The organism is Pseudomonas lini (genome assembly GCF_030812475.1).
Classification (GTDB): Bacteria; Pseudomonadota; Gammaproteobacteria; order Pseudomonadales; family Pseudomonadaceae; genus Aquipseudomonas; species Aquipseudomonas lini_A.
Window position 1 is genome coordinate 47,730 of sequence record NZ_JAUSSR010000005.1, and the last position, 26,596, is coordinate 74,325.

At 61.6% G+C, this 26,596-nt stretch carries 22 protein-coding genes; 14 read left to right on the plus strand and 8 right to left on the minus strand.

Annotated features, from left to right (window positions below; translation table 11 throughout):
- The first annotated feature begins 5 nt into the window (after positions 1–5).
- The 3 genes from J2W17_RS10965 (at position 6) to srmL (ending at position 3,865) form a co-directional block, all read left to right on the plus strand.
- Positions 6–1,160: an ABC transporter ATP-binding protein gene (locus J2W17_RS10965; protein ID WP_307333456.1), complete on the plus strand. Its 1,155-nt coding sequence runs from the start codon at positions 6–8 to the stop codon at positions 1,158–1,160.
- A gap of 765 nt (positions 1,161–1,925) precedes the next feature.
- A complete protein-coding gene (locus J2W17_RS10970; RefSeq protein WP_307333458.1) occupies positions 1,926–2,498 on the plus strand; it encodes a His/Gly/Thr/Pro-type tRNA ligase C-terminal domain-containing protein in 573 nt (190 codons plus the stop codon).
- 218 nt (positions 2,499–2,716) lie between these two features.
- Positions 2,717–3,865, plus strand: coding sequence for a PheS-related mystery ligase SrmL (srmL, locus tag J2W17_RS10975; protein WP_307333460.1), 1,149 nt, complete (start codon positions 2,717–2,719; stop codon positions 3,863–3,865).
- A gap of 581 nt (positions 3,866–4,446) precedes the next feature.
- Here the strand turns inward: srmL and J2W17_RS10980 are convergent.
- Positions 4,447–5,853, minus strand: a complete 1,407-nt coding sequence (locus tag J2W17_RS10980) for a purine-cytosine permease family protein (protein WP_307333462.1) — start codon at positions 5,851–5,853, stop codon at positions 4,447–4,449.
- Positions 5,854–6,178: 325 nt separating this feature from the next.
- On the opposite strand from J2W17_RS10980, the gene J2W17_RS10985 reads away from it, so the two are divergent.
- Both J2W17_RS10985 and J2W17_RS10990 read left to right on the plus strand, forming a co-directional pair.
- Positions 6,179–6,664, plus strand: a complete 486-nt coding sequence (locus J2W17_RS10985) for a flavin reductase family protein (protein WP_307333464.1) — start codon at positions 6,179–6,181, stop codon at positions 6,662–6,664.
- A 131-nt stretch (positions 6,665–6,795) separates the two neighbouring features.
- Entirely contained in the window at positions 6,796–7,839 is a 1,044-nt protein-coding gene (locus tag J2W17_RS10990) for an LLM class flavin-dependent oxidoreductase (protein WP_064677207.1), read from the plus strand.
- A gap of 256 nt (positions 7,840–8,095) precedes the next feature.
- Here J2W17_RS10990 and J2W17_RS10995 read toward each other — a convergent pair whose 3' ends face one another.
- The 3 genes from J2W17_RS10995 to J2W17_RS11005 are packed head-to-tail and all read right to left on the minus strand — an operon-like array spanning position 8,096 to position 10,634.
- Complete coding sequence (locus tag J2W17_RS10995; RefSeq protein ID WP_307333467.1) at positions 8,096–8,848, minus strand: PAS domain-containing protein; 753 nt, start codon at positions 8,846–8,848, stop codon at positions 8,096–8,098.
- Positions 8,849–9,520, minus strand: a complete 672-nt coding sequence (locus J2W17_RS11000; RefSeq protein ID WP_307333469.1) for a response regulator — start codon at positions 9,518–9,520, stop codon at positions 8,849–8,851. It lies immediately after the preceding gene.
- Positions 9,489–10,634, minus strand: coding sequence for an ATP-binding protein (locus tag J2W17_RS11005; RefSeq protein WP_307333471.1), 1,146 nt, complete (start codon positions 10,632–10,634; stop codon positions 9,489–9,491). The genes J2W17_RS11000 and J2W17_RS11005 overlap by 32 nt, the downstream gene beginning before the upstream one ends.
- 226 nt (positions 10,635–10,860) lie before the next feature.
- Between J2W17_RS11005 and J2W17_RS11010 the strand changes: the two genes are divergently transcribed.
- The 9 genes from J2W17_RS11010 to J2W17_RS11050 all read left to right on the plus strand — a co-directional run bounded on the left by J2W17_RS11010 (position 10,861) and on the right by J2W17_RS11050 (position 22,024).
- Positions 10,861–11,373 carry a dimethylamine monooxygenase subunit DmmA family protein gene (locus J2W17_RS11010; protein WP_307333474.1) on the plus strand — a complete coding sequence of 171 codons (513 nt, stop codon included), beginning with the start codon at positions 10,861–10,863 and terminating at the stop codon, positions 11,371–11,373.
- Positions 11,370–12,299 carry a PDR/VanB family oxidoreductase gene (locus tag J2W17_RS11015; protein ID WP_307333476.1) on the plus strand — a complete coding sequence of 310 codons (930 nt, stop codon included), beginning with the start codon at positions 11,370–11,372 and terminating at the stop codon, positions 12,297–12,299. The genes J2W17_RS11010 and J2W17_RS11015 overlap by 4 nt, the downstream gene beginning before the upstream one ends.
- Before the next feature lie 9 nt (positions 12,300–12,308).
- A complete protein-coding gene (locus tag J2W17_RS11020; RefSeq protein WP_307333478.1) occupies positions 12,309–13,322 on the plus strand; it encodes a heme-dependent oxidative N-demethylase family protein in 1,014 nt (337 codons plus the stop codon).
- Positions 13,323–13,355: 33 nt separating this feature from the next.
- Entirely contained in the window at positions 13,356–14,486 is a 1,131-nt protein-coding gene (locus tag J2W17_RS11025; protein ID WP_307333480.1) for an aminomethyltransferase family protein, read from the plus strand.
- Between the two features lie 33 nt (positions 14,487–14,519).
- Positions 14,520–15,386 carry a formyltetrahydrofolate deformylase gene (gene purU / locus J2W17_RS11030; protein ID WP_307333482.1) on the plus strand — a complete coding sequence of 289 codons (867 nt, stop codon included), beginning with the start codon at positions 14,520–14,522 and terminating at the stop codon, positions 15,384–15,386.
- A 39-nt stretch (positions 15,387–15,425) separates the two neighbouring features.
- Positions 15,426–16,793, plus strand: coding sequence for an NAD(P)-binding domain-containing protein (locus tag J2W17_RS11035; RefSeq protein ID WP_307333484.1), 1,368 nt, complete (start codon positions 15,426–15,428; stop codon positions 16,791–16,793).
- 15 nt (positions 16,794–16,808) lie between these two features.
- Complete coding sequence (locus J2W17_RS11040; protein WP_307333486.1) at positions 16,809–19,151, plus strand: DUF1989 domain-containing protein; 2,343 nt, start codon at positions 16,809–16,811, stop codon at positions 19,149–19,151.
- Between the two features lie 172 nt (positions 19,152–19,323).
- Positions 19,324–21,003 (plus strand): APC family permease, encoded by a 1,680-nt coding sequence (locus tag J2W17_RS11045; RefSeq protein WP_307333489.1) that lies wholly within the window; start codon positions 19,324–19,326, stop codon positions 21,001–21,003.
- Positions 21,004–21,091: 88 nt separating this feature from the next.
- A complete protein-coding gene (locus tag J2W17_RS11050; RefSeq protein WP_307333491.1) occupies positions 21,092–22,024 on the plus strand; it encodes a bifunctional 5,10-methylenetetrahydrofolate dehydrogenase/5,10-methenyltetrahydrofolate cyclohydrolase in 933 nt (310 codons plus the stop codon).
- A gap of 87 nt (positions 22,025–22,111) precedes the next feature.
- Here the strand turns inward: J2W17_RS11050 and J2W17_RS11055 are convergent, their stop codons facing one another.
- From J2W17_RS11055 to J2W17_RS11070, 4 genes are all read right to left on the minus strand, one after another.
- Positions 22,112–23,437 carry an ammonium transporter gene (locus J2W17_RS11055; RefSeq protein WP_307333493.1) on the minus strand — a complete coding sequence of 442 codons (1,326 nt, stop codon included), beginning with the start codon at positions 23,435–23,437 and terminating at the stop codon, positions 22,112–22,114.
- A gap of 178 nt (positions 23,438–23,615) precedes the next feature.
- Positions 23,616–24,953 (minus strand): FMN-binding glutamate synthase family protein, encoded by a 1,338-nt coding sequence (locus tag J2W17_RS11060; protein ID WP_307333495.1) that lies wholly within the window; start codon positions 24,951–24,953, stop codon positions 23,616–23,618.
- A gap of 20 nt (positions 24,954–24,973) precedes the next feature.
- The gene (locus J2W17_RS11065) at positions 24,974–25,657 is read right to left on the minus strand and encodes a protein glxC (RefSeq protein WP_307333496.1); all 684 of its coding nucleotides are present in this window, start codon (positions 25,655–25,657) and stop codon (positions 24,974–24,976) included.
- A gap of 11 nt (positions 25,658–25,668) precedes the next feature.
- Entirely contained in the window at positions 25,669–26,574 is a 906-nt protein-coding gene (locus J2W17_RS11070; RefSeq protein WP_307333498.1) for a class II glutamine amidotransferase, read from the minus strand.
- Between the last annotated feature and the right edge of the window lie 22 nt (positions 26,575–26,596).

The following is a 26,596-nucleotide window of genomic DNA, read 5'->3' on the forward strand; positions in this document are numbered from 1 at the left end:
ACGACATGAGTGCCGTGATCAAAGATGCCGCGCAGCAAAACGACAAGCCCCTGGTCAGCCTGCGTAACCTGAACAAATACTACGGTGACTTTGCCGCCGTGGACGACATCTCGCTGGACATCAAGGACGGTGAATTCCTCACCTTCCTCGGCTCCAGCGGCTCCGGCAAAAGCACCACCCTGTCGATGCTCGCCGGCTTCGAAACTCCGAGCAGCGGCGAGATCCTGGTCAACGGCCAGTCGCTGGTCAACGTACCGCCACACAAGCGCGACATCGGCATGGTGTTCCAGCGTTACTCGCTATTCCCGCACCTGTCGGTACGCGACAACATTGCGTTCCCCCTGGCGATTCGCAAACTGGCCACGGCCGAGCGCGAACGGCGGGTGGATGCCATGCTCAAGCTGGTGCAGTTGGAGCAGTTTGCCCATCGCCGCCCCTCGCAGCTTTCCGGCGGCCAGCAGCAACGGGTCGCCATCGCCCGGGCGCTGGTCTATGAACCACGCATCCTGCTGATGGACGAACCCCTCGGCGCGCTGGACAAAAAACTGCGTGAAGACCTGCAGGATGAACTGCGCCAGCTGCATCGCCGGCTGGGCATCACCATTGTCTACGTGACCCACGACCAGGAAGAAGCCATGCGCCTGTCCCAGCGCATCGCGATTTTCAGCCATGGCAAGATCGTCGGTTTGGGCAGCGGCTTCGACCTGTACCAGAATCCGCCGAATGCGTTCGTGGCTTCGTTCCTGGGGAACTCGAACTTCCTCAAGCTCAAGGCCCAGGGCAATGCGGTGGCTACGTTTGAAGGCCAGTCGCTGTCGATTCGCCTGACCGCCGGGCTGCAAACCGATCAGGATGTGCTGCTGATGGTGCGTCCGGAAAAGGCCCTGGCATTGAGTGTCGAGCAAGCGGCTCAGGAACCTTTGGCAGCGGGCTGGAACGAGGTCTCGGCCAAGGTTGTGGAGGTGTTGTTCCTGGGTGAGAGCCAGACGTGCAGCGTGGTGACGTCGGGGGGGACTTCGATGACGGTCAAGGCGCTGTCTGCGGCCGGTATGCCGCTGAAAGCGGGTGATCCGGTGCGTGTGCGTTGGGCTACAGCGGATGCTTGTGTTTATACCGAGTGGGCTGAGAGTGATTTGAACAAGGCTGCCGGGGCTCATTGATTCAGCGTTGGCCCATGCCAGTGGGCCAGCCGCTACGTGTCACCCTCGGGTCGCCGCAACGTCGGGTTGTGGCGGCCTTTTTTTTGCTTTTTGATTAGTGGGCATATCCGTTTTTTTGGTGATGGCCGCTGGCGGTTCCGCCCTTACGGCGGGTCACTTTCGAAAAGCGCGAAAGTAACCAAAGCGCTCTTGCCCCTGTCGTTCGGTGCCTCGCTTAGGCTCGGCATGCCCTCGCTCCGGTCCTGCTCCGTGGGCCCGCCGCCATCGGCCATCCATGGCCGGGGGCGGCTAACCCGGCATCCATGCCGGGTTGCCCACTGCGCAGAACCTCCACTCGGCCTCTCGAGGGGGCGGTGCATCAAGATCAAAAGCTGCAGGCGAGCTAACGCTCGGCCTGTTGAGTGGTGAAGAGCGAAAAGCTGTACGCCGATCCGTTGTGGGAGCGAGCCTGCTCGCGAAGAGGCCTGCACATTCAACATCCACTTTGGATGACACACCGCCTTCGCGAGCGGGCTCGCTCCCACATTGGATTTCCCACATTGGATCTTTGCCGGATTCGGGGTTTGTGTGCACCCCGATTACCTGTGGGAATTGGCTTATCGAATAACCCAATTATCCTTATAAAAACGGCTTTGTCTGAAGGAAATTTCCGAAATACAACACAAGACCAATGAGCGCTTGAAATCTCAAACCTCAATAAATATACAGGTACCTGCACAGCGTCAATTTCAAAGGTAAGCGCTGCCTTCTCAACCCCGAGGCATTATGAAGAACGCTATATCACCGACAAGAAATGAAAATTTTTCCGAATGGTATCAACAAGTCATCAGCCACTCTGAACTGGCAGAAAACTCTCCTGCCAACGTCGATAAGCGGGACATGAATGGCGGCGAGAAGAAGTGGTATCACATCAAGCGTGGCGTCCCCGTTCGGGTTGAAGTCGGCATAAAGGAACTGGAACAGAACGTGGTTTCGTACTCGTGCCGAAACGACAGCAAGAACCTGATGAAAGCTGACATTGGCGCATTTGTAAAAGACCTACCCAGGATCCTGCAGACTTTGCAGAAAAACATGCTTGAAAGCGCCAGAGCAAATCTGTCGAACAACACCCATGCGGTCACTACGCTGAATGATTTCAAACAGGCCTTCAACGAGAAAAACAAACTCAACGCTTTTGTTTTGGCACCTTTCGTTGAGGATGAAAAAGTTGAAAAAACCATTGGTGAACTGGGTGTAACCGTTCGCTGTATTCCGCTGGATCAACCCAAGACCTGCGCCACGTGCCTGTTCACAGGGCAGACAACAAAAACCTGGGCCCTGTATGCAAAGTCGTATTAAGCAGTTCCTGGCGTAAGCCAGGCTTGTCGGTGCATCTATGCAGTGAAGATTTTATAGAGCTGGATAAAGCCCTGCCGAGCACTTTTGTAAGTGGCGTCTGTAGTACTTTTCCGAAAATCCAAAACTTCTCAACTATGAGTTGTGACCATTGACCCGTTGTCGCTATGTTCGTTTAGTCCCTTTAAAACAACAACCAACGGTCAATAGAGGATTAGCGGGTGCAAACACCAAAGAACTATCTGACAGATACATCAGCCCATCAAGCCCTGTTACTGCATGACCTTACCGAGCCAAGCACTCACGATCACGCCATCCGACTATTGCTGAATGAAATTCTCCTGGGACTCGCTGAGAAAGGTTGGCCCCAGGCGAAAATCCAGACAGGCCCGCGGATAGTTTCCGCTGAAGAAAACTACGGTTTGCTCGGTTATGACCCAAAAGAAATCACCCTCGGCAGTGAACACACCCGTTGGGTCGACGAGCACTCTCTGTTGCGAACGCAAACCACCAGTCAAATTCCGGCGGCGCTGCAGCGTGCGGCGGGTGTACGGCAGCCGGGTGAGATGATTTTGCTGGCTGCGCCTGGCATCACTTTTCGCCGGGATAGCCGGGATCGTTGGCATTGTGCAGAACCGCATCAAATGGACGTCTGGGTGCTCGGTGATCCTGAGGCGTCAACGCATGAACACTTGTTGCGCCTGGTCAGCGATATCCTCGAATCAGCCGTACCGGATAAATCCTGGGTCTACAGCAACAGTCCGCATCACTACACCGAAGGCGGAATTGAAGTGAATGTGTTGAATGACGGCGCACCGGTGGAAGTCCTGGAGTGCGGTCGTATAGCGCGGTCTTTGCTGGAGCGACTTGATATTGACCCGTTACAGCATGGAGGGCTGGCGCTCGGAATGGGTCTGGACCGCCTGACCATGCTACGCAAAGGCATCCCGGATATTCGCTTGCTGCGCGATCAGAACGTACGGGTTCAGGCGCAGATGCATGATTTGAACCCATGGAACGCCGTATCACGCTTGCCTTCGATTGCCCGTGACATTTCGTTGGCGGTCACGCCTGGGCTGAGCGAGGAAGTGTTGACCGAAAGAATGTTACAAGCGGCTGGCGACTGTGCTGACTGGATCGAGGAGATGCAAGTCAAGGGACGTTGGGAATTCTCGGAAGTACCCGAGCAGGCCATTGAACGCCTCGGACTGCTGCCGGGACAGGAAAATGTGCTGCTACGCGTCGTATTGCGTGATTGTTCGCGATCAATCACGACTGCCGAGGCCAATGCCTTGTATTCAAAAATTCAGTCGGCGTTGCATGAAGGGGCGCCGGGGGCGGGTTACAAAATGGATTCTACCAAGGTTTAAAAACCGTCAAGGCAAATGCAAAACCTGTAGGAGCCGGCTTGTCGGGTCGCCGCACCGTAACGAAAGCGGTGGGTCAGTCGACATAATTATCACTGGACGGGCGCCTTCGCCGGCAAGCCGGGCTCCTACAGGGGTACGTGTGCGCTTGAGGGATGGGTCGGCCCGTAGGCCGCCTCGCTTTGGCTTTTGCTTTTGCTTTTGCTTTTGCTTTTGCGGTGTGCGCCCCATCGAGAGGCCGAGCGCAGGTTCTGCGCAGTGGGCAACCCGGCATGGATGCCGGGTTAGCCGCCCCCGGCCATGGATGGCCGATGGCGGCGGGCCCACGGAGCAGGACCGGAGCGAGGGCATGCCGAGCATTAGCGAGGCACCGAACGACAGGGGCAAGCCCTTGGTTACTTGGGGCTTTTCCAAGTGACCCGCCGTAAGGGCGGAACCCTAAGTCGCCATGCCCGCAGAAACGGATATGTACTCGGTCAGCAAAACATAGGTCGACTGCCAGACTGCCTTCGCGAGCAGGCTCGCTCCCACAATGGTTAATGGTTGATGGTTAATGGTTCCAGAGCATTTCAGCCAAGCTTCGATCAGTCGGTATAACCGAGTCTGGCGGCCTTGAGATCTTGAGTCTGCCCACGCGTCGCCAGGCAGTAGTACAGCGGACAAGTCACCACCAACCCCACCAGCCACGACAAGTCAGCCCCTTCGATCAAATTGGCATACGGCCCGATATACAACGAGGTGTTGGCAAACGGCAACTGCACGATAATCCCGATGAAGTACGCCACAATCGCATGCAGATTGAACCGTCCGTAAATCCCGCCATCTGCACGGAAGATCGAGGCAATGTCATAGCTGCCGCGCTTGATCAGGTAAAAATCGATCAGGTTGATCGACGCCCACGGCACCAGCACCAGCAACAGCGCCAGAATCAAGCCGATGAACTGCGAAATGAAGTCCGCCGAAGCGCCCAGCGCCACCACGCAGCAGCCCGCCAGTACCAGGCTCGACAACACCACCCGCACCTTGATGCTCGGCGTCCATTGGCTGGCGAAGGTCTGGATCGAAGTGATGATCGACAGCACCGCGCCATACAGATTCAAGGCGTTGTGGCTGATGATATTGAGCAAAAACAGCACCATCAGAATCGGACCCAACCAGCCGGTGGACTGCTTGACCGCCGCCATCGCCTCGGTGCCTTCCGGGGTCGCCAATACCGCTACCGCACCGAAGGTGAACGACAGGATGGTGCCCAGGGTCGCGCCCAGGTAAGTGGCCCAGAACGGTTTGGCGATGCCGATATCCGCCGGCAGGTAGCGCGAGTAGTCCGACACATAGGGCGAGAAACTGATCTGCCAGATGATCCCCAACGACACCGTCGCCAGCCAGCCGGACAGGTTGAAACCGCCGCGACTGAAGAAGTCCGCCGGCAGGTCATGGGCGAAGATATAGAAGAACCCGGCGAGCAAGGCGCTGCCCATGACCCAGGTGCCGATGCGGTTGAGGGTATGGATGAAACGATAGCCGATCACCCCGATCGCCGTGGCGCTCAAGGCGCCGATGAGGATGCTCGCTGGCACCGGCACCGACGGCGCGATACCGACGATCGATTTACCCGCGAGGACGATGTTGGAGATGAAAAAACCGATGTAGATCAGCGCCGCAAAAAACACGATCAGCAGCGCGCCATAACGACCGAACTGGCCGCGGCTCTGCACCATCTGCGGAATCCCCATGCGCGGTCCCTGGGCCGACGCCAGGGCAATCACCAGGCCGCCGATCATGTGCCCCAGCGCAATCGCCAGCAGCCCCCAGAACAGATCAAGGTGAAACACCTGAACCACCATGGCGCCGGTGACGATGGGCAGCGGTGCGATGTTGGTGCTGAACCATAGGGTGAATAGATCGCGGGCCTTCCCGTGGCGCTCTGCGAGTGGGACGTAATCGACCGTGTGATTCTCGATCAAGGGGTCTTGCCGGGACGTCTGGGACATATGAATGAACTCGAGTTTGTCTGATCTTATAGTTGTACGAAGCCAAACCGGGGGAGCTCCATGGCCACCCCTCAGATGCCGACCATATTATGGTATTCCAAACTTTGCACAAGACTGATCCGCACTTTTCTCGAGTATCTGATATGCCATTGTGACGGATGACTGCAAGCTCCGTCAGGCGTCAAAGCCCGTATTTACTGGGTTAAAGCCCTAATCCTCACGTTTATCGGCTCATCGAAAAAGCCCTTGCAAACTATGTATTACGGTATACCATCATACCTACAAACACATAAAAACCCGCACCACACCGCCAGAGGACCGTCCCATGATCGATGCCGCCATCTACAAACAAGTGATGGGTTCTTTTCCGTCCGGCGTGACCGTGATCACCACGCTCGATGACGACGGCCAGATCGTCGGCCTGACCGCCAGCGCCTTCAGTTCGCTGTCCATGGACCCGGCCCTGGTGCTGTTCTGCCCCAACTACAGTTCCGACTCCTACCCCGTATTGATCAAGAACAAACGCTTTGCCATCCACGTCCTGTCCGGCGGCCAGCAGAGCGAAGCCTATGCCTTCGCGCGCAAAGGCAAGGACAAGGCGCAGGGCATCGAATGGACGTTGAGCGAACTGGGCAACCCTATCCTGGCGAACGCCACGGCGGTCATCGAGTGCGAACTGTGGCGCGAATATGAAGGCGGCGACCACGCGATCATGGTCGGCGCGGTGAAGAACCTGATGGTGCCCCGGCACAACGCCGGGCCACTGGTGTATTGCCACGGCAAGATGGGCGCCCTGCCCGTTCCGGCCTGACTATGGCCCCCTTTCCACAGGCAAGCTCCCTCTAGCAAGAAACATTTTGCCGTCAATTCGTATTATGGTATACCAATAATCAACAGGCCCGCAGTCGACCGGCCGACAACAAAAGATCCGAGGTAAGCGTCATGAAGTTTTCCCTGTTCGTGCACATGGAACGTTGGGACGAAAGCGTCAGCCACCGTCAGCTGTTCGAAGACTTGACCGAACTGACCCTGATGGCCGAGGCCGGTGGTTTCAGCACCGTCTGGATCGGCGAACACCACGCCATGGAATACACCATCTCGCCGAGCCCGATGCCGCTATTGGCCTACCTGGCCGCCAAGACCACCACCATTCACCTTGGCGCCGGCACCATTATCGCGCCGTTCTGGCACCCGCTACGGGTCGCCGGCGAATGCGCCCTGCTCGACGTGATCAGTAACGGTCGCATGGAAGTCGGCCTGGCCCGCGGCGCCTACCAGGTGGAGTTCGACCGCATGGCCGGTGGCATGCCGGCGTCCTCCGGTGGTCAGGCCCTGCGGGAAATGGTTCCGGTGGTTCGCGCGTTGTGGCAAGGCGATTACGCCCACGACGGCGATATCTGGAAATTCCCGACGTCCACCAGCGTGCCCAAGCCGATCCAGAAGCCCAACCCGCCAATGTGGATCGCCGCCCGCGACCCGGACTCGCACAACTTCGCGGTGGCCAACGGCTGCAACGTCATGGTCACGCCGCTGATGAAAGGCGACGAAGAAGTCCTCGACCTGAAGAACAAGTTCCAGACCGCCCTGGACAACAACCCGGACGTGCCGCGCCCACAATTGATGGTGCTGCGTCACACCCACGTCCACGCGGTCGACGATCCAGAGGGCTGGAAAGTCGGGGCCAAGGCCATCTCGCGTTTCTACCGCACCTTCGACGCCTGGTTCGGCAACAAGACGACGCCGGTCAATGGCTTCCTGGAACCGAGCCCGGAAGAGAAGTTCGCCGAGCGTCCGGAGTTCCAGCTGGACAGCCTGCACAGGACCGCGATGATCGGCACCCCGGAAGAAATCATCCCGCGCATCAAGTACTACCAGGAACTGGGGGTCGACGAGTTCAGCTTCTGGTGCGATAACAGCCTGCCCCACGCGGAAAAGAAAAAATCCCTGGAGCTGTTCATCAAACACGTGGTCCCGGCGTTCCGCTGAGTCCAGCCACCGGCCCCCTGGACGCGAAGCCAGGGGGTTGACTGACGTGCAGGGTCGATTCCGATGCCCCGGTGCATTGTGGTCGGATTGCTGGTGCCGGCCATCAGTTATTACGGGCTGATGAAGCTCGGTAAGCGCGCCCAGGGGGTTGGCGAGCTGTCGTGATCACTGCCTGAACATCCACCACACCGGGTGCAATGCTCACAACGCAACCTGAGGCCAGCGGCCCCCTGTCACCAGGGGCAAGCCGCCCTCGTCACTCGCGGCGGGGGCTGCGTTCGAAAATCGCGCCTTCGATACCCAGCACTTCCCGGGTGTCGGCATAGATCCCGACGCCTTTTTCCCAGACATGCTTGATCGACTGATCGGCGCAACGAATCCGGTAATCGAGTTCGAACGGTTCCTGTCGCGACAAGGCATATTGCACTTCGCGCCAGACGTAATCGGCATCCTGCGCCAGGATCAGGCTGTTGTAGGTGAACTCATGGTTGTCCACCAGCCGTTCCGGGGGATAGCCGGTCAGTTGCAGGCAACCGGCACTGACGAATTCCATGGTCCAGTCGCGGTTGTTGCGGCCGCGGTAGATCAGCCCGGGCATGCTGTCCAGCAGGCTCATGCTGCTGCGCTGGCTGGCTTGCAAGGCGATCTCGCGGCGTTTGTGCGCGGTAATGTCCCCGGCCACCAGATAAAAACATTGAGCGCCGCGCCTGAGGCCGACGTCGAACCACCGCAGCTCCCCCGAAGGGTGGACGAAGCGCAACCGCTGGTTGAAGCAGGTCTCGGGGCGCCGGCGCAGTTCATGCAGGGCCTGGCGCCACAATGAACGGTCTTCGTGGTGGACGTAATCGACGAGATTACGCTCCGGCCCCGGCCGATCCATCAGCTCGACCCAAGCCAGGTTGAAGTGGGCGATCTGCCCGTTATCCCGCAGTTCGAGCAGCGCCGCCGGAAAGCGGTCCATCAGGTGCAAGGACGATGTCTGCACACATGCCTCAGGCCGATCCATCATCTAATGCCGCTCCTCGTGTCGCACCGACGCACCGTTGTGGACCCACGCCGCCAGCTCCAGGCGCGAATGCAGGCCAAGTTTCTGCAACAGATTGCGCACATAGATCTTGACCGTGCCATCGCTGATCCCCAGTTCCCGGGCGATCTGTTTATTGCTCATGCCGGCTGCGATCAGGGCCAGGGTCTGGCCCTCGCGTTCGGTCAGGTTGCCAGTGTCCAGCGGATCCGGTTCCTGTGCCGGCCGGTGCGCCGACTCCCGTTGATCGGCCAGCAGGGCCACCAGGGTCGAATCCAGGACGATCGCGCCCTTGTGGCAGTTGCGCATGTAGGCCAACAACGCATCGGGCTCGGTTTCCTTGAGCACGTAGCCGCTGGCACCGAGGCGCAAGGCCGTCAACAGCTCGGCGCGATCCATCGACGCGGTGAGCACCACCACCTGGCAATCGAGGCGCAACTGCCGCAGTTCATCGAGCACCTGCAAGCCGCTCAAGCCAGGCATGTGCAGATCCAGCAGCACCTGCTGCGGCGCCAGGCTCACGGCCAGGTTGATGCCTTCGCGGCCACTGGCGGCCTGCCCCACCACTTCGAAGTCATCGCTGGCGCCGAACAGCTGCGCCAGGCCCTTGCGAAACAGCGGGTGATCATCGATCAGTAATAAGGTCGTGCAGTCCATCAAAACTCCCCTGTGGCAGGTCCTGGTGGTGGCAAAGGCCAAGGTGTACGCGAACCCCGTGCGGGCGGATCGCTTCAATGGTCAGCCGGGCACCGATGCTCGCGGCGCGCTCACGGATAATCGCCAGGCCGAAATGGTTGTCCTCCCCCGAAGCCGCGCTCAGGCCGATGCCGTCATCCTCCACTGATACCGCGATATCGCCGTCCTGGCTTTGCCGCAATTCGATGCGCACATGCCTCGCGTGGGAATGGCGCACCGCGTTGGCCAGTGCCTCGCGAATGATCTGCAGAATCTGCAGTTCGGTTTCCGGGCCCAAGGCATCGTCGGCGAGGCGGTTGTCCAGTTCGAAAACGATGATGCAGCGCCGCGAGAACTCGGCGACGGAGTCGGCCAGGGCCTGGCGCAGCGAGCGCCCGTCCATGGTCAGGCGGGCGCTGGTGATCAGTTCGCGCACCTGGCGTTGCAGCTGGCTCAGGCCGCCGCACAATTCCTGCAACACGGCAGTGGCGTGTGCAGGCGTGCCCGGTTGCGTGCGCAGCAAATGCGCCTGGAACGCCAGGTAACCCAACTGCTGCGCCACCGAATCGTGCAGTTCACGGGCCAGGGCACCGTGCTGGAACGTGGCCTGTTTGCGCTGTTGCTCCCGGTTGTGGCAGCGCAAGCGTACGGTGACGCCGACCGCCTGCGCCGCCTCCTCCAGCAATGGGCGCCAGCTGACGTGAATCGGTCGTGGGCTATCGAGCAGCAACACCCCTTTGCCCGAGTCGTCACCGGGCGACAAGACGCACAGCAGGCGATGCACGCCCCGCTGCCGGCAAGGCCCACAGACTTGAGCCGTTTCCGTCAGTGCCCCGTCACGCCAGGGACAGCGTTCCACACCCTTACAGCCCTCGAGCGATGCACGCCGTGCCGGCCCCAGGTCTTCGCCGCCCAGGATCAGATTCAGCCTGCAGCTGGGCAACAGTGCGTCGAAACGATCCAGAAAAGTCGCCAAGGCACCGTCAGCGTGCACTTGGCTCAGGGGCAACCCGGCCAACAACCTGCGCACGCTGCGCGCCTGATCGGGGCGGATACGCCCCCACCAGAGCGGCCACCACTGCGGTCGTGTTCGCACTCTCGATAACTCCCCGTCCGGTTGCTCAGCCCTGAACCGGGAGACCAGCAACTTCCATGCCCCGAACCGGTGTCGCGCGAGGCTTATCTCCAAAGACATAGCCCTTTTTCCGGATTGAGAAGATTTTCCCCATAGGAAAGTATCTTCCCCAGCAAGAAACAGATTCTCTGTCCAACGCCACCTTTCTCGCCTTTTCGACAGGCGCGGATCAGCCAGGAAAGCCCACATGACGGATAGACACAGCGCCGCTCCGGACCGACTTCACAGCCTCCCGCGCTATCGCCAGCCACTGCCCCGCGATACCGCCACCCGGAACCTTGTGGTCATGCAATCGGCAGCGGCCTGCGCCCCCGTTGTCGACGCCCTTGCACAGCCCCTGGTGCTCGATGCCGAGAATGCCGACTTCGCCCCGCGCCTGCATCAGATGCTGGGCAGTGCCACCGTCGGCAGCCAGCTCTACATCATGGGCGACGAGGCCTTTATCTGGCGCATCCATGGCCAGGCCCGCAGCGCCGGGCTGGAAGATGATGAGATCGACATCATCCGCACGCTTGCCGGCCCGCGCCTGGTGTATTGCGTGCACTGCGGCCAGACCCAGGCAGCCGGGCCGGAGTCGCTGTTGAATTGCACCGGTTGCGCGGTCGGGCTGGAAGTGCGCGAGCACTTTTCCAGACGCCTGGGGGCGTACCTGGGCGTCTGCACCAACCCCGACCAGCCTTACGCCGGAGCCCGGCCATGAGCGCGGTACTCGACGTGCAGGTCAGCGCGGCGCGAATGCTCAGCCCGGTGGTGCGCGAGTTCACCCTGCAGTCATGCGCCGGACCTTTGCCAGGTTTTTCCCCCGGCAGTCATGTGCAGGTTCACCTGCCGCTGGCGACGGGCAAGGTTCGCAATGCCTATTCACTGACCGGCGACCCGGCGCACAGCCAGCACTACCGCATTGCCGTACGCCTGCAGGACGTCTCCCGCGGCGGCTCGCACTACCTGCATCGCCAGGTCCGGGTCGGCGACAGGCTGCAGATCTCGCCGCCGGCCAATCTGTTCGCCCTGCACTCGACTGCCAGCCTGCACATCCTGATCGCCGGAGGCATTGGCATCACACCGTTCATGGCCTACATCGCAGCCCTGGAACAACGCCGGGCCCACTTCGAATTGCACTACCTGTGTCGCCCGGGGCTGAGTGATGCCTACGTCGATGAGTTGCAACAGCGACTGGGTTCGCGATTGCACATCTACCCCAGTCGTCCGGACCTGAGCCGGATCCTGTGCGACCGGCCACTGGGCAGCCATGTGTACACCTGTGGCCCGCCACCGTTGCTCGACGCGGTACGGCAACAGGCCACTGCCCTCGGCTGGCCGCTCGGGAGGGTGCACTGGGAAGCCTTCAATGCCGCACAACCGGGTCAAGCCTTCGACGTCGAACTGCTGCGTAGCAACCGCCACCTGCGGGTCGGGGCCGAACAAAGCCTGCTCGAAGCCCTGGAATCGGCCGGCCTGCAGATCCCCAACCTGTGCCGGGGCGGCGTCTGCGGCCAATGCATGACCCGCCACCGGGGCGGCGACATCGAACACCGCGACAGCTTCCTGAGCCCCGCCGAACAGGACGCCTTTCTCATGCCCTGTGTCTCTCGCGGCCGCGGCCTATGCGTTTCGCTGGATCTTTAGGAGTCGACCATGACCATTCAAGCAAACCCCGTGCAGAGCTATCGAGACGACTTCAGTTTTCGCAACAGCCCCACGGCCATCCGCCGCTTTCCATTCCCCTTCACCGAGGACAGCTACCTGTATTCGGTGAACATCGAACCGGCGACTTCCCGGGATCCGGGCTCGATTTACCAACACGGGTTCGACATCGACGAACACTACCGTTCGGAAATGGCCGAGCGCGCCCTGGTGCTGGACAAGGACCCGCGCCGCTACCTGGTGATGCCGCACATGCAGGTAGCCGCCTGGGATGCGCTGCAGATGCTCATGGAACACCTCGCCGCCGATTATCCGCAGTGGTTCAGCCTTGAGCGTGTGGGCGACGACTGGCATTGGCGCAACCAGCTGCTGGCTATCGATCAGCGCTTCGTGTTCGGTGATTCCACGAGCCTGCCCTGCGAGCCCCTGGAGTTCATCGGCCGCCAGGTGCAGGGGGATTTCGCCCTGCTCGATCAACGGGACGGCGATCTGTACATGGACGCCGGCCTGGTCACCAGCCCGGCCGACTGGTCACTGGCCTTCGACGCCGGCATGAGTTTCAAGCAGTGGCATTCGCCGGTACCCATGGCCCACCAGATGGGCATCTTCGACCGCGCGCTGAAGTACCTGCTCAACCTGCAAGTGGGGCAGCCGGTACGGCGCCTGAACTGGACACTGACGATCAATCCTCGCCTGGATTCCTCGCCCGAGACTTTCCATGAATGGGGCGCCGACCGCGGCCGCATCACCGCCGAAAACGTCGGGCAACAGGTGCATCTGCGGGTCGAGTTGCAAGTGATGGCCCGCCTGCCGCGCAGCAATGCGGTGATGTTCAGCATCCGCACCTACCTGATCAGCATGGACGAACTGGTCACCCAGCCCGGCTGGGGCTGCCGCCTGCACCGAGTGCTGCGCGACCTGCCCGGGCCGATCGCCGACTACAAGGGCATGAGCCGCTACCGAGCGACCCTGGTCCAGTGGCTGAGCCGCTTCGACCAGGCCTGACCCCTACCTACTTTTCCCTACAAGGATCTTCACATGACCCATTCATGGCGTATTTCTGCGCTGGCCGAACGGCACCGCGCACTCGGCTCGAACCTCGAAGACTGGAACGGCATGGGCACTGCCTGGACCTACAGCAGCGACCTGGCCGATCACCATCAGGCGATCCGCACCCGTGCCGGACTGATGGATGTGTCCGGGCTGAAGAAAGTCCACTACGTCGGCCCCCATGCCGAGAGCCTGCTGCAATGGGCCACCACCCGCGACATCGCCAAGCTGTACCCCGGCAAGTCGGTGTACGCCTCGATGCTCGACGAGGGCGGCAAGTTCGTCGATGACTGCATCGTCTACCGCACCGGGCCCAACGCGTTCATGGTGGTCCACGGTGCCGGCAGCGGTCACGAAATGCTGGTGCGTTCAGCCCAGGGTCGGCAGGTGGCCATGCTGTTCGATGACGACCTGCACGACCTGTCGCTGCAAGGGCCGCTGGCGGTGGACTTTCTCGCCGAGCACGTCCCCGGGATCCGTCAGCTGCCCTACTTCCATCACCTGCAAACCCGCCTGTTCGACCGCCCGGTGATGATCTCGCGCACCGGCTACACCGGCGAACGCGGCTACGAGATTTTCTGCAAGGCCGCCGATGCCCCGGCGCTGTGGGACAGCATCCTCGAGCAGGGCGCAAGCCTGGGCATCATCCCATGCGCCTTCACCGCCCTGGACTGGTTGCGGGTGGAAAGTTCGCTGATGTTTTTCCCCTATGACAACTCGCAGATGTACCCCTTCGCCGACCAGAAGGCTGGCGACACCCTGTGGGAAATGGGCCTGGATTTCACCGTCTCCCCGGACAAGCGCGAATTCCGCGGCGCCGACGAGCATTTTCGCCTGCGCGGCCAGGAGCGTTTCAGGATCACCGGCGTGTTGCTCGACGGCGTACGCGCCGCCGAGGCCGGCGACACCCTGTGGCAGGGCGACCGGCAAGTCGGGGTGATCACCTGCGGCATGTATTCGCGTCTGAGCAAACGCTCCATGGCCATCGCCCGGATGAGCGTTGCCTGCTCGCTTCCCGGCATTGCCCTGCAGGTGCGCGGCAGCCTGGAAAGCGCCGCCGTGACCCACGCCCTGCCCTTCGACGACCCGGAAAAAACCAAGCGCACGGCCAAGGGCTGAGCCGCCCCTTCACTTGCAATCAGGGAACATTCAATGGACACCTCCAATGAACATTACATCCTCAAGATCGACTGCCCGGCAGCGTCCGGCATCGTCGCCGCGATCACCGCATGCCTGGCCCGGCAGCAGTGCTACATCAGCGAACTGGCGCAATTCGACGATGAGTTCACCGGGCAGTTTTTCATGCGCGCGGTGTTCCGCTTCAACACTGGCGTGAGCGGCGATATCGGGGCCCTGCGCGAGGATCTGGGGGACATGGCCGGCGGCTTCGACATGCAGTGGCAACTGTTCTGCAGCAGCCAGCCGACCCGGGTGTTGCTGATGGTCAGCAAGTTCGACCATTGCCTGACCGACCTGCTATACCGCCATCGCAAGGGCGAGATGGACATGCACATCACCGCCGTGGTCTCCAACCACCTGGACCTGCGGGCCATGGCCGAACGCGAAGGCATCCGCTTCATCTACCTGCCGATCACCAAGGACAGCAAGGCCAGCCAGGAAGCCGAGTTGCTGCGCATCGTCGAGGACACCCAGACCGACCTGGTGGTGCTCGCTCGCTATATGCAGATTCTCTCCGATGGTTTGTGCCAGCAGTTGTCTGGGCGGGCGATCAACATCCATCACTCGTTCCTGCCCGGTTTCAAGGGCGCCAAGCCCTATCACCAGGCCTACGACCGCGGCGTGAAGCTGATCGGCGCCACCGCCCACTACGTCACCAGCGACCTCGACGAGGGACCGATCATCGAGCAGGAAATCCAGCGCGTCGACCACACGCACCTGCCCGACTCGCTGGTTGCCATCGGCCGCGACACCGAAACCGTAGCGCTTTCCAAAGCCCTGAAATACCACCTGGAACACCGGGTATTCATCAACCAGGACAAGACGGTGATTTTCCGCTGAGCGAGCCTTTTTTCCGATTCACAGCCACGAGAAACGACCATGACCACACGCGTAGCAATCATCGGCGCCGGCCCTTGCGGCATGGCTCAACTGCGGGCATTTCAATCGACCAGGGACCAGGGAACGCCCATCCCGGAACTGGTCTGCTATGAAAAACAGCAGGACTGGGGTGGCATGTGGAATTACACCTGGCGCACCGGCCTGGATGAAAACGGCGAACCGGTGCACGGCAGCATGTACCGCTATTTGTGGTCGAACGGCCCGAAAGAATGCCTGGAGTTCGCCGACTACTCCTTCGAAGAACATTTTGGCCGCCCCATCGGTTCCTACCCGCCACGGGAAGTGCTCTGGGACTACATCAAGGGGCGCGTCGAAAAAGCCGGCGTTCGCGACTACATCCGTTTCAACAATGTGGTGCGCCAGGTCACCTTTGACGAAGAGACTCGCCGCTTCACAGTGGTCGCCCACGACCACGGCAGCGATACCCGGACCTCGGAAGAGTTCGACTATGTGATCAATGCCTGCGGGCACTTTTCGACGCCAAAGATGCCGTACTTCCCCGGATTCGAGCAGTTCGGCGGGCGCATCCTGCACGCCCATGATTTCCGCGAGGCGCTGGAGTTCAAGGGCAAGGATCTGCTGATCGTCGGCAGCAGCTATTCAGCCGAGGACATCGGCTCGCAGTGCTACAAATACGGCGCCCGCAGCATCACCAGTTGCTACCGCACCGCCCCCATGGGCTATGACTGGCCCGCCAACTGGGAAGAAAAACCGCTGCTGCAGCGCCTGGAAAAAAACCGCGCGTACTTTATCGACGGCACCCACAAGCGCATCGATGCGGTGATCCTGTGCACCGGCTACAAACATCACTTTCCCTTCCTGCCGGATGAACTGTGCCTCAAGACCGACAACCGGCTATGGCCGATGAACCTGTACAAGGGCGTTTTCTGGGAGCCCAACCCGCAACTGATCTACCTCGGCATGCAGGACCAGTGGTACTCGTTCAACATGTTCGACGCCCAGGCCTGGTACGCCCGCGATGTGATCCTCGGACGCATCCAGCTGCCGGGCCGGGCCGAGATGATCGCCGACAGCCTGCAATGGCACGCACGGGAACAGACACTGGAAACCAACCAGCAAATGTTCGAATTCCAGGGCGCCTACATCCAGCAGCTGGTGGACGCCACCGACTACCCGAACTTCGATATCGCCGCGGTCAACGACACCTTCCTGCACTGGAAGCACGACAAGGCCCACAACATCATGGGTTACCGCGACAAGTCCTACCGGTCACTGATGACCGGCACCCAGTCGCCACCCCACCACACGCCTTGGCTGCATGCCCTTGACGACTCCATGGCGGCGTACCTCGCCGGACCGCCGATGTCCGTCAAGTCGATCGGTTGACCCGGGAGCCTCACCATGAATGCACCTCGTGTTTCCCGCCCGCGGGAGCCCGGTCTCTTTGCCCGGGCCCCGGCCCTGGAGCGCTATCGGGTGGCCGCCGGCGGCCTGACCCTTGTCGCGCTGCAACCCGGCGACAGCCTGCAAGTGATCGACCTCGAAGGCCGACAACCTTGCCAATTGCTGGCCATGGACAGGCTCGGTCGCAGCGCCCTGGCGGCCTGGGCACTGAGCGGTTCGACGGCTTGCGGGTTTATCGGCGCACGGCTCGCCGGACCGACCTTGCAGTCGCGCCGCATTGGCGATGCGCTGATCCGACGCGCGATTGATCCACAACACCTGCCCAGCGCCGCCTCACTCTGGGACGAGGACAGCCCTGCCGATTTCAGCCGCCGCTTCGTCGCCGGCGATGAGCTACTCGTGATCGTCGCGGCACCCGCCGGACCGACCGCCGTTGACCGGCAATACCGGCCCAGCGAACTCAGGTTATGGGTGACTCGGGCCAATCCCTCGCCGGTGCTCCTCCCCGCGTTGCCCGAACCCTTGGGCGAGCTACTCGACGAGTTCACCATCGGTGCCGGCACCGCCCACAGTTACACCGTCGGCAAAGGTCGGTACGTGCAGGTGCTGGATGTCGCCGGCCGCCAGTGCTCGGACTTCGTTGCCCTGGATCGACGGGCGCTCGACCGAGGCCTGGAGCTGGACCTGGACCAGACCGTCACCCGCACGCTGAACGGTAGCGCCTACCCGGCACCGGGTCTGTTTTCGAAGTTTTTCGACCGGCAGATGCAACCGATGCTCGAGGTGGTGCGTGACACCGTCGGCCGCCACGATTCCTTCGCCCTGGCCTGCGCGGCGCGCTATTACGAGAGCCATGGCTACTTCGGGCACGACAACTGCAGCGACAACCTCAGCCAGGTGCTTTCGCCCCATGGGGTCAAGGCCCGCAATGGCTGGCCGGCGATCAACTTCTTCTTCAATACCGGGATCGACGCACACCAGCAGATGACCCTGGATGAACCCTGGTCGCGTCCAGGCGATTACGTGCTGCTGCGGGCCATGACCGACCTGCAGTGCGCCAGTACCTCGTGCCCGGATGACATCGACCCGGCCAACGGCTGGAACCCGAGCGATATCCATGTCCGCATCTACAGCGAAAAGGAGCGTTTTTCCATCGCCATGAGCACTCGAACCACGGCCGATGCCGACCCGATCCTTACCCGTGAGTCCGCGTTCCACTCACGCACCCGCGCCTTGACCGGCAACTTCGTCGACTACCGCAACTGGTGGCTGCCACTGCGTTATGACGGCTATGGCGCGATCGAGGAATACCTGGGTTGCCGCGAACGGGTGGCGGTGATGGACCTGACCGCCTTGCGCAAATTCGAAATCATCGGCCCCGACGCCGAGGCCTTGTTGCAGTACTGCCTGACCCGCGATGTGCGGCGTCTGGCGGTGGGGCAAGTGGTGTACTCGGCGATGTGCCACGAGCACGGCGGCATGCTCGACGACGGCACCTTGCTGCGCCTGGGCCCGGACAATTTCCGCTGGATCTGCGGCGAAGACTACGCCGGGGCCTGGCTGCGTGAGCAAGCGCACAAGCTCGGCATGAAAGTCTGGGTCAAATCCGCCAGCGAGCAGATCCACAACCTCGCGGTGCAAGGCCCGATGAGTCGTGAGCTGCTCAAGCAGATGGTCTGGACCGCACCTGATCAGCCGAAACTGGAAAGCCTCGGCTGGTTCCGTTTTCTGGTGGGTCGCCTGGACGGTCATGACGGTTGCCCGCTGATGATCTCGCGCACCGGCTACACCGGCGAGCTGGGTTACGAAGTCTGGTGCCAGCCCGAGGATGCCGGCCAAGTCTGGGACCGGATCTGGGCTCTGGGCCAACCGTTGGGCCTGGTGCCGCTGGGCCTGGAAGCGCTGGACATGCTGCGCATCGAAGCCGGGCTGATATTTGCCGGCTACGAGTTCAGCGACCAGACCGATCCGTTCGAGGCCGGTATCGGTTTCAGCGTAACGCTGAAGAGCAAGACCGATGATTTCATCGGTCGCGAGGCCCTGCTGCGGCGCAGCGCTCATCCAGCCCACAAGCTGGTAGGCCTGCAATTGAGCGGCAATGAAGGCGTCCATCACGGTGACCCGGTGTACCGCGGCCGGGCTCAGGTCGGGGTCATTACCAGTGCCTGCCGCTCGCCCCTGCTCGCCAGCAACATTGCGTTGTGCCGGGTCGACGTGACGTGTGCCGACGTCGGCACGGTGTTGGAAATCGGCAAAGTCGACGGCCTGCAGAAGCGCATCAGCGCCACGGTCACCGCCGCGATTTTCTACGACCCGGACAAGAGCCGGGTACGCAGTTGATCGAGCTCTCATTCACTTTTGACTGCCCATACCCACATCTGTAGGAGCGAGCTTGCTCGCGAAAAACGTTAACGATTACGCCGTTTTTCTGGCTAATCGCGGTGTTTTTATGTTCATCGCGAGCAAGCTCGCTCCTACAGGTCTCGTTCGACTCAAACATGGGAATACGAAGATGGAAGCGACTACGTTCGAGGCCGTACCCCAGGCCGCCGGTTCAATGGGCAGCCTGCAGCGCAAGATCGACTGGCGCGGGGCGTTCTGGGTTGCCAGTGGCGTGCCTGCCCTGGTGCTGTTTTCTATCGGCGCGATTGCCGCCACGGTCGGCAAACCGGCCTGGATCGTCTGGATCGTTTCGATCCTGTTCGGCTTTATCCAGGCCTTCACCTACGCCGAAATCGCCGGGCTGTTCCCGCACAAGTCCGGCGGCGCCTCGGTCTATGGCGCGGTCGCCTGGGTGCGCTACAGCAAGTTGATCGCACCGGTGTCGGTGTGGTGCAACTGGCTGGCCTGGTCGCCCGTGCTGTCGATCGGTTCAGGGCTGGCAGCCGGTTACATCCTTACGGCGCTGTTTCCCGCCGATGCACTGATCAACACCTGGCAACTGACCTTGCTCGACCTGGGCTGGATCAAGAGCGGCCTGTCGCTGCGAATCAACGCGACCTTCGCCATCGGCCTGCTGATCCTGCTGACCGTGTTCGCCGTGCAGCATGGCGGCATCCTGCGCTCGGCACGCCTGACCCTGGTGCTCGGCGTGACCTCGCTGATCCCCTTGCTGCTGGTGGGCGTAGTGCCCTTGTTCACCGGCGATGCGGCCCAGGCCAACTTCCTGCCGTTGTACCCCCTGGCCCATGATGCGGCCGGGCAAGTCATCGACGGCACCTGGGACATTTCCGGCTGGTCGCTGATGGCCGGCGGACTTTTCATGGCCGCTTGGTCGACTTACGGGTTCGAAACGGCGGTGTGCTACACCCGGGAATTCAAGGACCCCAAGCGCGACACCTTCAAGGCGATCTTCTACGCCGGCCTGTTGTGCATCCTGGTGTTCACCCTGGTGCCCCTGGCCTTTCAGGGCAGTCTCGGTCTTGGCCAATTGGTAACACCGGCGGTGCTCGACGCCAGCGGCGCGGTGGTCACGCCGGCAGTCTACAGCGGCCTGTTGTCGCCGGCGATCTACAGCGGCATGGGTGTCGGCCAGGTCATGGCGGACAGCATCGGCGGCGGCAAGCTGGTGGCCAATATCGTGCTGATCATGCTGGTGCTTGCCACCTTGCTGGCGATCATGACCTCGATGTCCGGCTCGTCCCGCACCCTGTACCAGGCGTCGGTGGACGGCTGGCTGCCCAAATACCTGGGCCGCACCAACGAACACGGCGCACCGACCGCCGCCATGTGGACCGACCTGTCGTTCAACCTGCTGCTGTTACTGATGTCCGACTACGTGTTCGTGCTCGCGGCATCCAACGTCAGCTACATCATCTTCAACTTCCTCAACCTCAACGCCGGCTGGATCCATCGCCTGGACCGTCCGGACTGGGTACGCCCGTACAAGGCCCCCACCGTGCTGCTGGTGGCAGGCGGTGTACTGAGTTTCGTCAACCTGGCATGCATGGGTCTGGGTGCCGATATCTGGGGCGCCGGAACCCTGATGACCGGTCTGCTGCTGGCGCTGTTGATCCTGCCGGTATTCTGCTACCGCCACTATGTGCAGGACCGCGGACGCTTCCCCGAAGCGATGCTCAGCGACCTGCATATTCAGGCCGATGCCGGTCAGAAACGCGCCGGCTGGTTGCCTTATGCCACACTGATCGCGGGTGTTCTGGTGGTGTACGGCTGCCATCAACTGGTAGCCTGAACGCACTTGCCTGCAGGTCTCTGATGGATCATCGGGGCGCAACGACGCCTCGATGATCATTTCGCCCCCTTTTTCAATCAAGACGACGGTGACTCTTTTGGTCAGCATCCCCCCTGCTCTTGCCCGCGATATCGACGGCAAAGCCATCTCCGCCCGGGTTCTCGACGAGGTTCGGGAAGAAGTCCTGGCCCTGGCCGAAGAACAGATTTTTCCGGCCCTGGCCGTACTGCTCGTCGGTGATGACCCGGCCAGCGAAGTCTATGTGCGCAACAAACTGCTGCGCGCCAGTGAGGTCGGTATTCGTTCCCTGGAGTACCGCCTGGCGGAAAATGCCAGCCAGAACGAGGTGCTGGAACTGATTGCGCAGTTGAACGCCGACGCCTCGGTCAACGGCATCCTGGTGCAGTTGCCCTTGCCGGGGCATATCGACGAGCAGGCGGTGATCCATGCCATTCACCCGATCAAGGACGTCGACGGTTTTCATCGGGAAAACGTCGGGGGCCTGGTGCAAGGCATCGAAGTGCTGACGCCTTGCACGCCCAGCGGCTGCATGCGGCTGCTGCGTGAAACCTGTGGTGACTTGAGCGGCTTGCACGCGGTGGTCATCGGCCGTTCGAACATCGTCGGCAAGCCGATGGCCACCCTGCTGCTGCAGGCCGACTGCTCGGTCAGCGTGGTGCACTCGCGCAGCGTCGATGCGCCGACGCTGTGCCGTATGGCGGACATCGTGGTTGCTGCGGTGGGTCGCCCGCATTTGATCGATGCCAGTTGGCTCAAGCCCGGCGCCGTGGTGATCGATGTCGGGATCAATCGGATTGCGGGCGAATCCGGTCCTCGTCTGGTGGGCGATGTCGATTACGCCAGCGCGCGCACCGTCGCCAGTGCAATCACGCCGGTGCCCGGGGGTGTCGGGCCGATGACCATTGCGTATCTGCTGAAGAACACCTTGATCGCCAGCCAGTTGCAGCGTGCCGTGCAGCGTGGCGGACCGCAGGTGGTGAGTGTGCCGGTGTCGGGGTGAGTTGGACGCTGTACATGGAAAAAAACCCTGCCGGCAACGACAGGGTTTTTTTTCAAGCTCAAGAGTGATATCGATCGACCATCATCCTCAATGGTTGTAAGCACGCTCGTTATGCTCAGCCAGATCCAGCCCCATGTCCTCCACCGACTCATGGGCCCGCAAGCCGACCAGCGCATTGACCACTTTGAGAATGATCCAGCTGATGACAAAGCAATACACCGTTGTCATCAGCACACCCTTGATTTGCGCCACGACCTGGGCGCCCATGGTCACGCCTTCCACCAGGCCGCCCAGGGACGGCACGCAGAATACCCCGGTCAGCACCGCGCCGATCATCCCGCCGATGCCATGCAAGCCGAATACATCCAGGCTGTCGTCATAACCGAAGCGGCGCTTGAGCACCGTGACGCTCAGGTAGCAGAACACCCCGCACAACAGACCGATGGCCAGTGCACCCCCGACACCCACATAGGCGCATGCCGGGGTAATCCCTACCAGACCAGCCAGGGCACCGCTAGCAAGACCCAGGGCACTCGGCTTGCCGACCTTGAACCACTCGGTGAACATCCAGCCGAGAATCCCGGCGCAAGCACCCAGCTGGGTATTGAGCATGACGACGCCAGAGGTGCCGCTCAGGCCGCCACCGGAACCGATATTGAAGCCGAACCAACCGACCCAGAGCATCGCCGCACCGGCCATGGTCAGGCTCAGGTTGTGGGCCGGCATCGGCGTGTTCTGGTAGCCCTTGCGCTTGCCAAGCATCAGGCACGCGGCCAACGCGGCGACCCCGGCGTTGATATGCACGGCGGTGCCCCCGGCAAAATCGAGCACGCCCCAGTTATGCATCAAGGCCCCCGCTCCGCCCCAGACCATGTGCGCCACCGGGGCATACACCAGGGTGAACCACAGCGCCATGAACAGCAGCGCCGCCGAGAACTTCATGCGTTCGGCGAACGCACCCGCAATCAGTGCCGGGGTGATGATGGCGAAGGTCATCTGGAAGGTCACGAACACCCCTTCCGGTATTTCGCCGACCAGGCTGTCCGGGGTCATGCCGGCCAGGAAGGCCCGACTCAAGCCACCGACAAAACTGTTGAAGGTCACCTGCCCCTCGACCATGCCGGAGCTGTCGACCACCATGCTGTAGCCATAAATCACCCACAGCACCCCCACCAGGCCGGCGATGCCGAAGCACTGGGTAAACAACGAGAGCATGTTTTTCGCCCGTACCAGGCCGCCGTAGAACAACGCGAGGCCTGGCAGGCACATGAACAGCACCAGCACGGTGGCGGTGACCATCCATGCGGTGCTGCCTGTGTTCAAGGTTGGTGCATCGGCCGCCTGCGCGAGCGGCACCAGTGCACCAGTCATCAACAGGCCGAGAAGGGATTTGCCCAGAGGACGATTGACCATGTTCAAAGCTCCTGCAAAGGAAATGGGAAGTGCCGGGCAGTGAGCAAGTGGCAAAGCGACGGACCGTTGTGGTCTCTTCGAATAGTTGAACATCATCGTCTGTAGGAGCCAGGCTTGCCGGCGAAGGCGCCCGAAAGATCGCCTTCGCCGGCAAGCCTGGCTCCTACAGAGGCAGGTCTCAGTAACCGGACCCCGGAATCCAGCTGGTCCCCGCCAGCGGCACCCGGGCCATGGCCGCCGATTCCACCGTCAATGCCACCAGATCCTCCGGATCCAGGTTATGCAGATGCGACTTGCCACACGCCCGGGCCATGGTCTGGGCCTCCAGCACCATCACCCGCAGGTAATTGGCCAGGCGGCGACCGCCTTCGACCGGGTCCAGGCGCTTGGACAATTCCGGGTCTTGAGTGGTGATCCCGGCCGGGTCGCGGCCGTTCTGCCAGTCGTCATAAAAGCCGGCCGCCGAGCCGATCTTCTGCAATTCCTCGTCCAGACGTGGATGGTTATCGCCCAAGGCAATCAGCGCCGCCGTGCCGATGGCCACCGCATCCGCCCCCAGTGCCATGGCCTTGGCCACGTCGGCACCGTTGCGAATCCCTCCGGAGACGATCAGTTGAACCTTGCGATGCATGCCCATCTCTTGCAAAGCCTGTACCGCTTGCGGGATGGCCGACAAAATCGGGATACCGACGTGTTCGATGAACACTTCCTGGGTCGCCGCCGTCCCGCCTTGCATGCCGTCGAGCACGATCACATCGGCCCCGGCCTTCACCGCCAGCTTGACGTCGTAGTACGGCCGGCTCGCGCCGATCTTCACGTAGATGGGTTTTTCCCAGTCGGTGATTTCCCGCAACTCGGCAATCTTGATCGCCAGGTCGTCCGGCCCGGTCCAGTCCGGGTGACGGCAAGCACTGCGCTGGTCGACACCGATTGGAAGCGTACGCATGCCCGCCACACGCTCGGTCACTTTCATCCCCAACAGCATGCCGCCGCCACCGGGCTTGGCGCCCTGGCCGAGGACGATCTCGATGGCGTCCGCCTTGCGCAGGTCGTCCGGGTTCATGCCGTAGCGCGACGGCAAATACTGATAGACCAAATGCTGGGACTGACCGCGCTCTTCCGGGGTCATGCCGCCGTCACCGGTGGTGGTGCTGGTGCCGGCGATGGTCGCGCCACGGCCCAGGGCTTCCTTGGCATTGGCCGATAAGGCGCCGAAACTCATGCCGGCGATGGTCACCGGAATCTTCAGGTGGATCGGCTTCTTGGCGAAGCGGTTGCCGAGGATCACATCGGTGCCGCACTTCTCCCGATAGCCTTCCAGCGGGTAGCGCGAAACGCTGGCGCCGAGCAGCAGCAAGTCATCGAAGTGCGGCAGCTTGCGCTTGGTGCCGCCACCGCGAATATCGTAGATGCCGGTCTCGGCGGCACGCTGGATTTCCTGGATGGTCAGGCGGTCGAAGGTGGCGGACTCGCGCAGCACTGGAGTGGCTGCTTTTTGACTGATTGGGTCGCTCATATCTGTTCTCCTCGCGCGGATCAGTACGCGGACGCGTTATCGACTTTGAAGTTGTACAACTGACGGGCCGAGCCGTAGCGCTTGAAGTCAGCCGCCTGGTGCTCGAAACCGGCGCGGTTGAGCAGGCCTTGCAGCTCCTCCAGATGCTCGGCGCGCATCTCTTTCTCGACGCAGTCCGAGCCCAGGGACTCGACCGTGCCTTTGACGTAAATGTGGGTTTCGTACAACGAATCGCCCAGGGCATCGCCGGCATCGCCACAGACCACCAGGCGCCCGGCCTGGCCCATGAAGCAGCTCATGTGGCCGATGCTGCCGCCGACCACGATGTCGATGCCCTTCATGGAAATCCCGCAACGGGCACCGGCATCGCCTTCGATCACCAGCAGTCCGCCATGGGCCGTGGCCCCGGCCGCCTGGGAGGCGCTGCCTTTGACGCGGACGTAGCCGGACATCATGTTCTCGGCGCAACCGACGCCGACATTGCCGTGAACGGTGATCGAAGCCTGCTGGTTCATGCCCGCGCAGTAGTAGCCAGCGTGGCCCTGGATATCGATGGACACGGCCTGGTTCACTCCGACCGCGAGGTTGTGCTTGCCGTTGGAATGTGTCACCACCCATTCGCGGTCTTCAACGGTGTTCGCCTGGTCGTGCAGCGCCTGGTTGAGTTCACGCACGGTGGCAGTGGAAAGATCGATGGTTTTCATGTGCGCGCTCCTTAAGCTGACTGGCGTTCCCAGATGTACAGGGTGGCCGGTGCCGGCTCCCAGATCCTGGCGTGTTCGATGCCCGGCAGGCTCGACAGCGCCTGGTATTCCGAGGCCATGGCGACGTAGTCGTCGGTCTCGGCGAGGATTGCCGGCTTGCAGGCGATCGGGTCGCGGATCACCGCAAAACCGTTACGGGTGCCGATGGCGAAGGTGAAGAAACCGTCCAGGTCCTCCAGGGAATGATCCAGCGCCTCCTTCAGCGAATCGCCCTGCTGCAGGCGCCAGGTCAGGTAGCCGGCGGCCACTTCGGTGTCGTTTTCGGTCTCGAAATGAATGCCTTCGCGCTTGAGTTCCTGGCGCAGTCGGAAGTGGTTGGACAGCGAACCGTTGTGCACCAGGCACAGGTCGGCACCGGTGGAAAACGGGTGGCTGCCTTCCATGGTCACCGCGCTTTCGGTGGCCATGCGGGTGTGGCCGATGATGTGGCTGCCCTTCATCCCGGCCAGGCCGAAGCGTTGGGAAATCTCCTGAGGCAGACCCATGCCCTTGAGGATTTCGATGCTCTGACCGGCGCTCATGATGCGCACGCCCGGGGCCAGTTCGGCGAGGGCCAGGCGCACCGGTGCCTCTTCGGCGTGGATCTTCAGCACCGCGGCGCTGGCGTTCTGGAACCAGTCCAGGGAACAGCCCAAGCACCCTTCCAGTTCGCCCATCAGGGTTTTCCAGTCAAAGCCTTCAGTGGTCGCCTGCAGGGTCAACTTGACCCAGCCATCGGCCACTTCATCGCCGTAGATGGCGAAACCGGCACTGTCCGGGCCACGATCGGTCATGGCCTGCAACATGGGTTCAAAGAGCTTGCCTAGCTGGGATTCCAGCTGCAGATTTTTCAGGTACAGACCTACGATTCCACACATAAAAGCAGTCCTCACTTCGTTC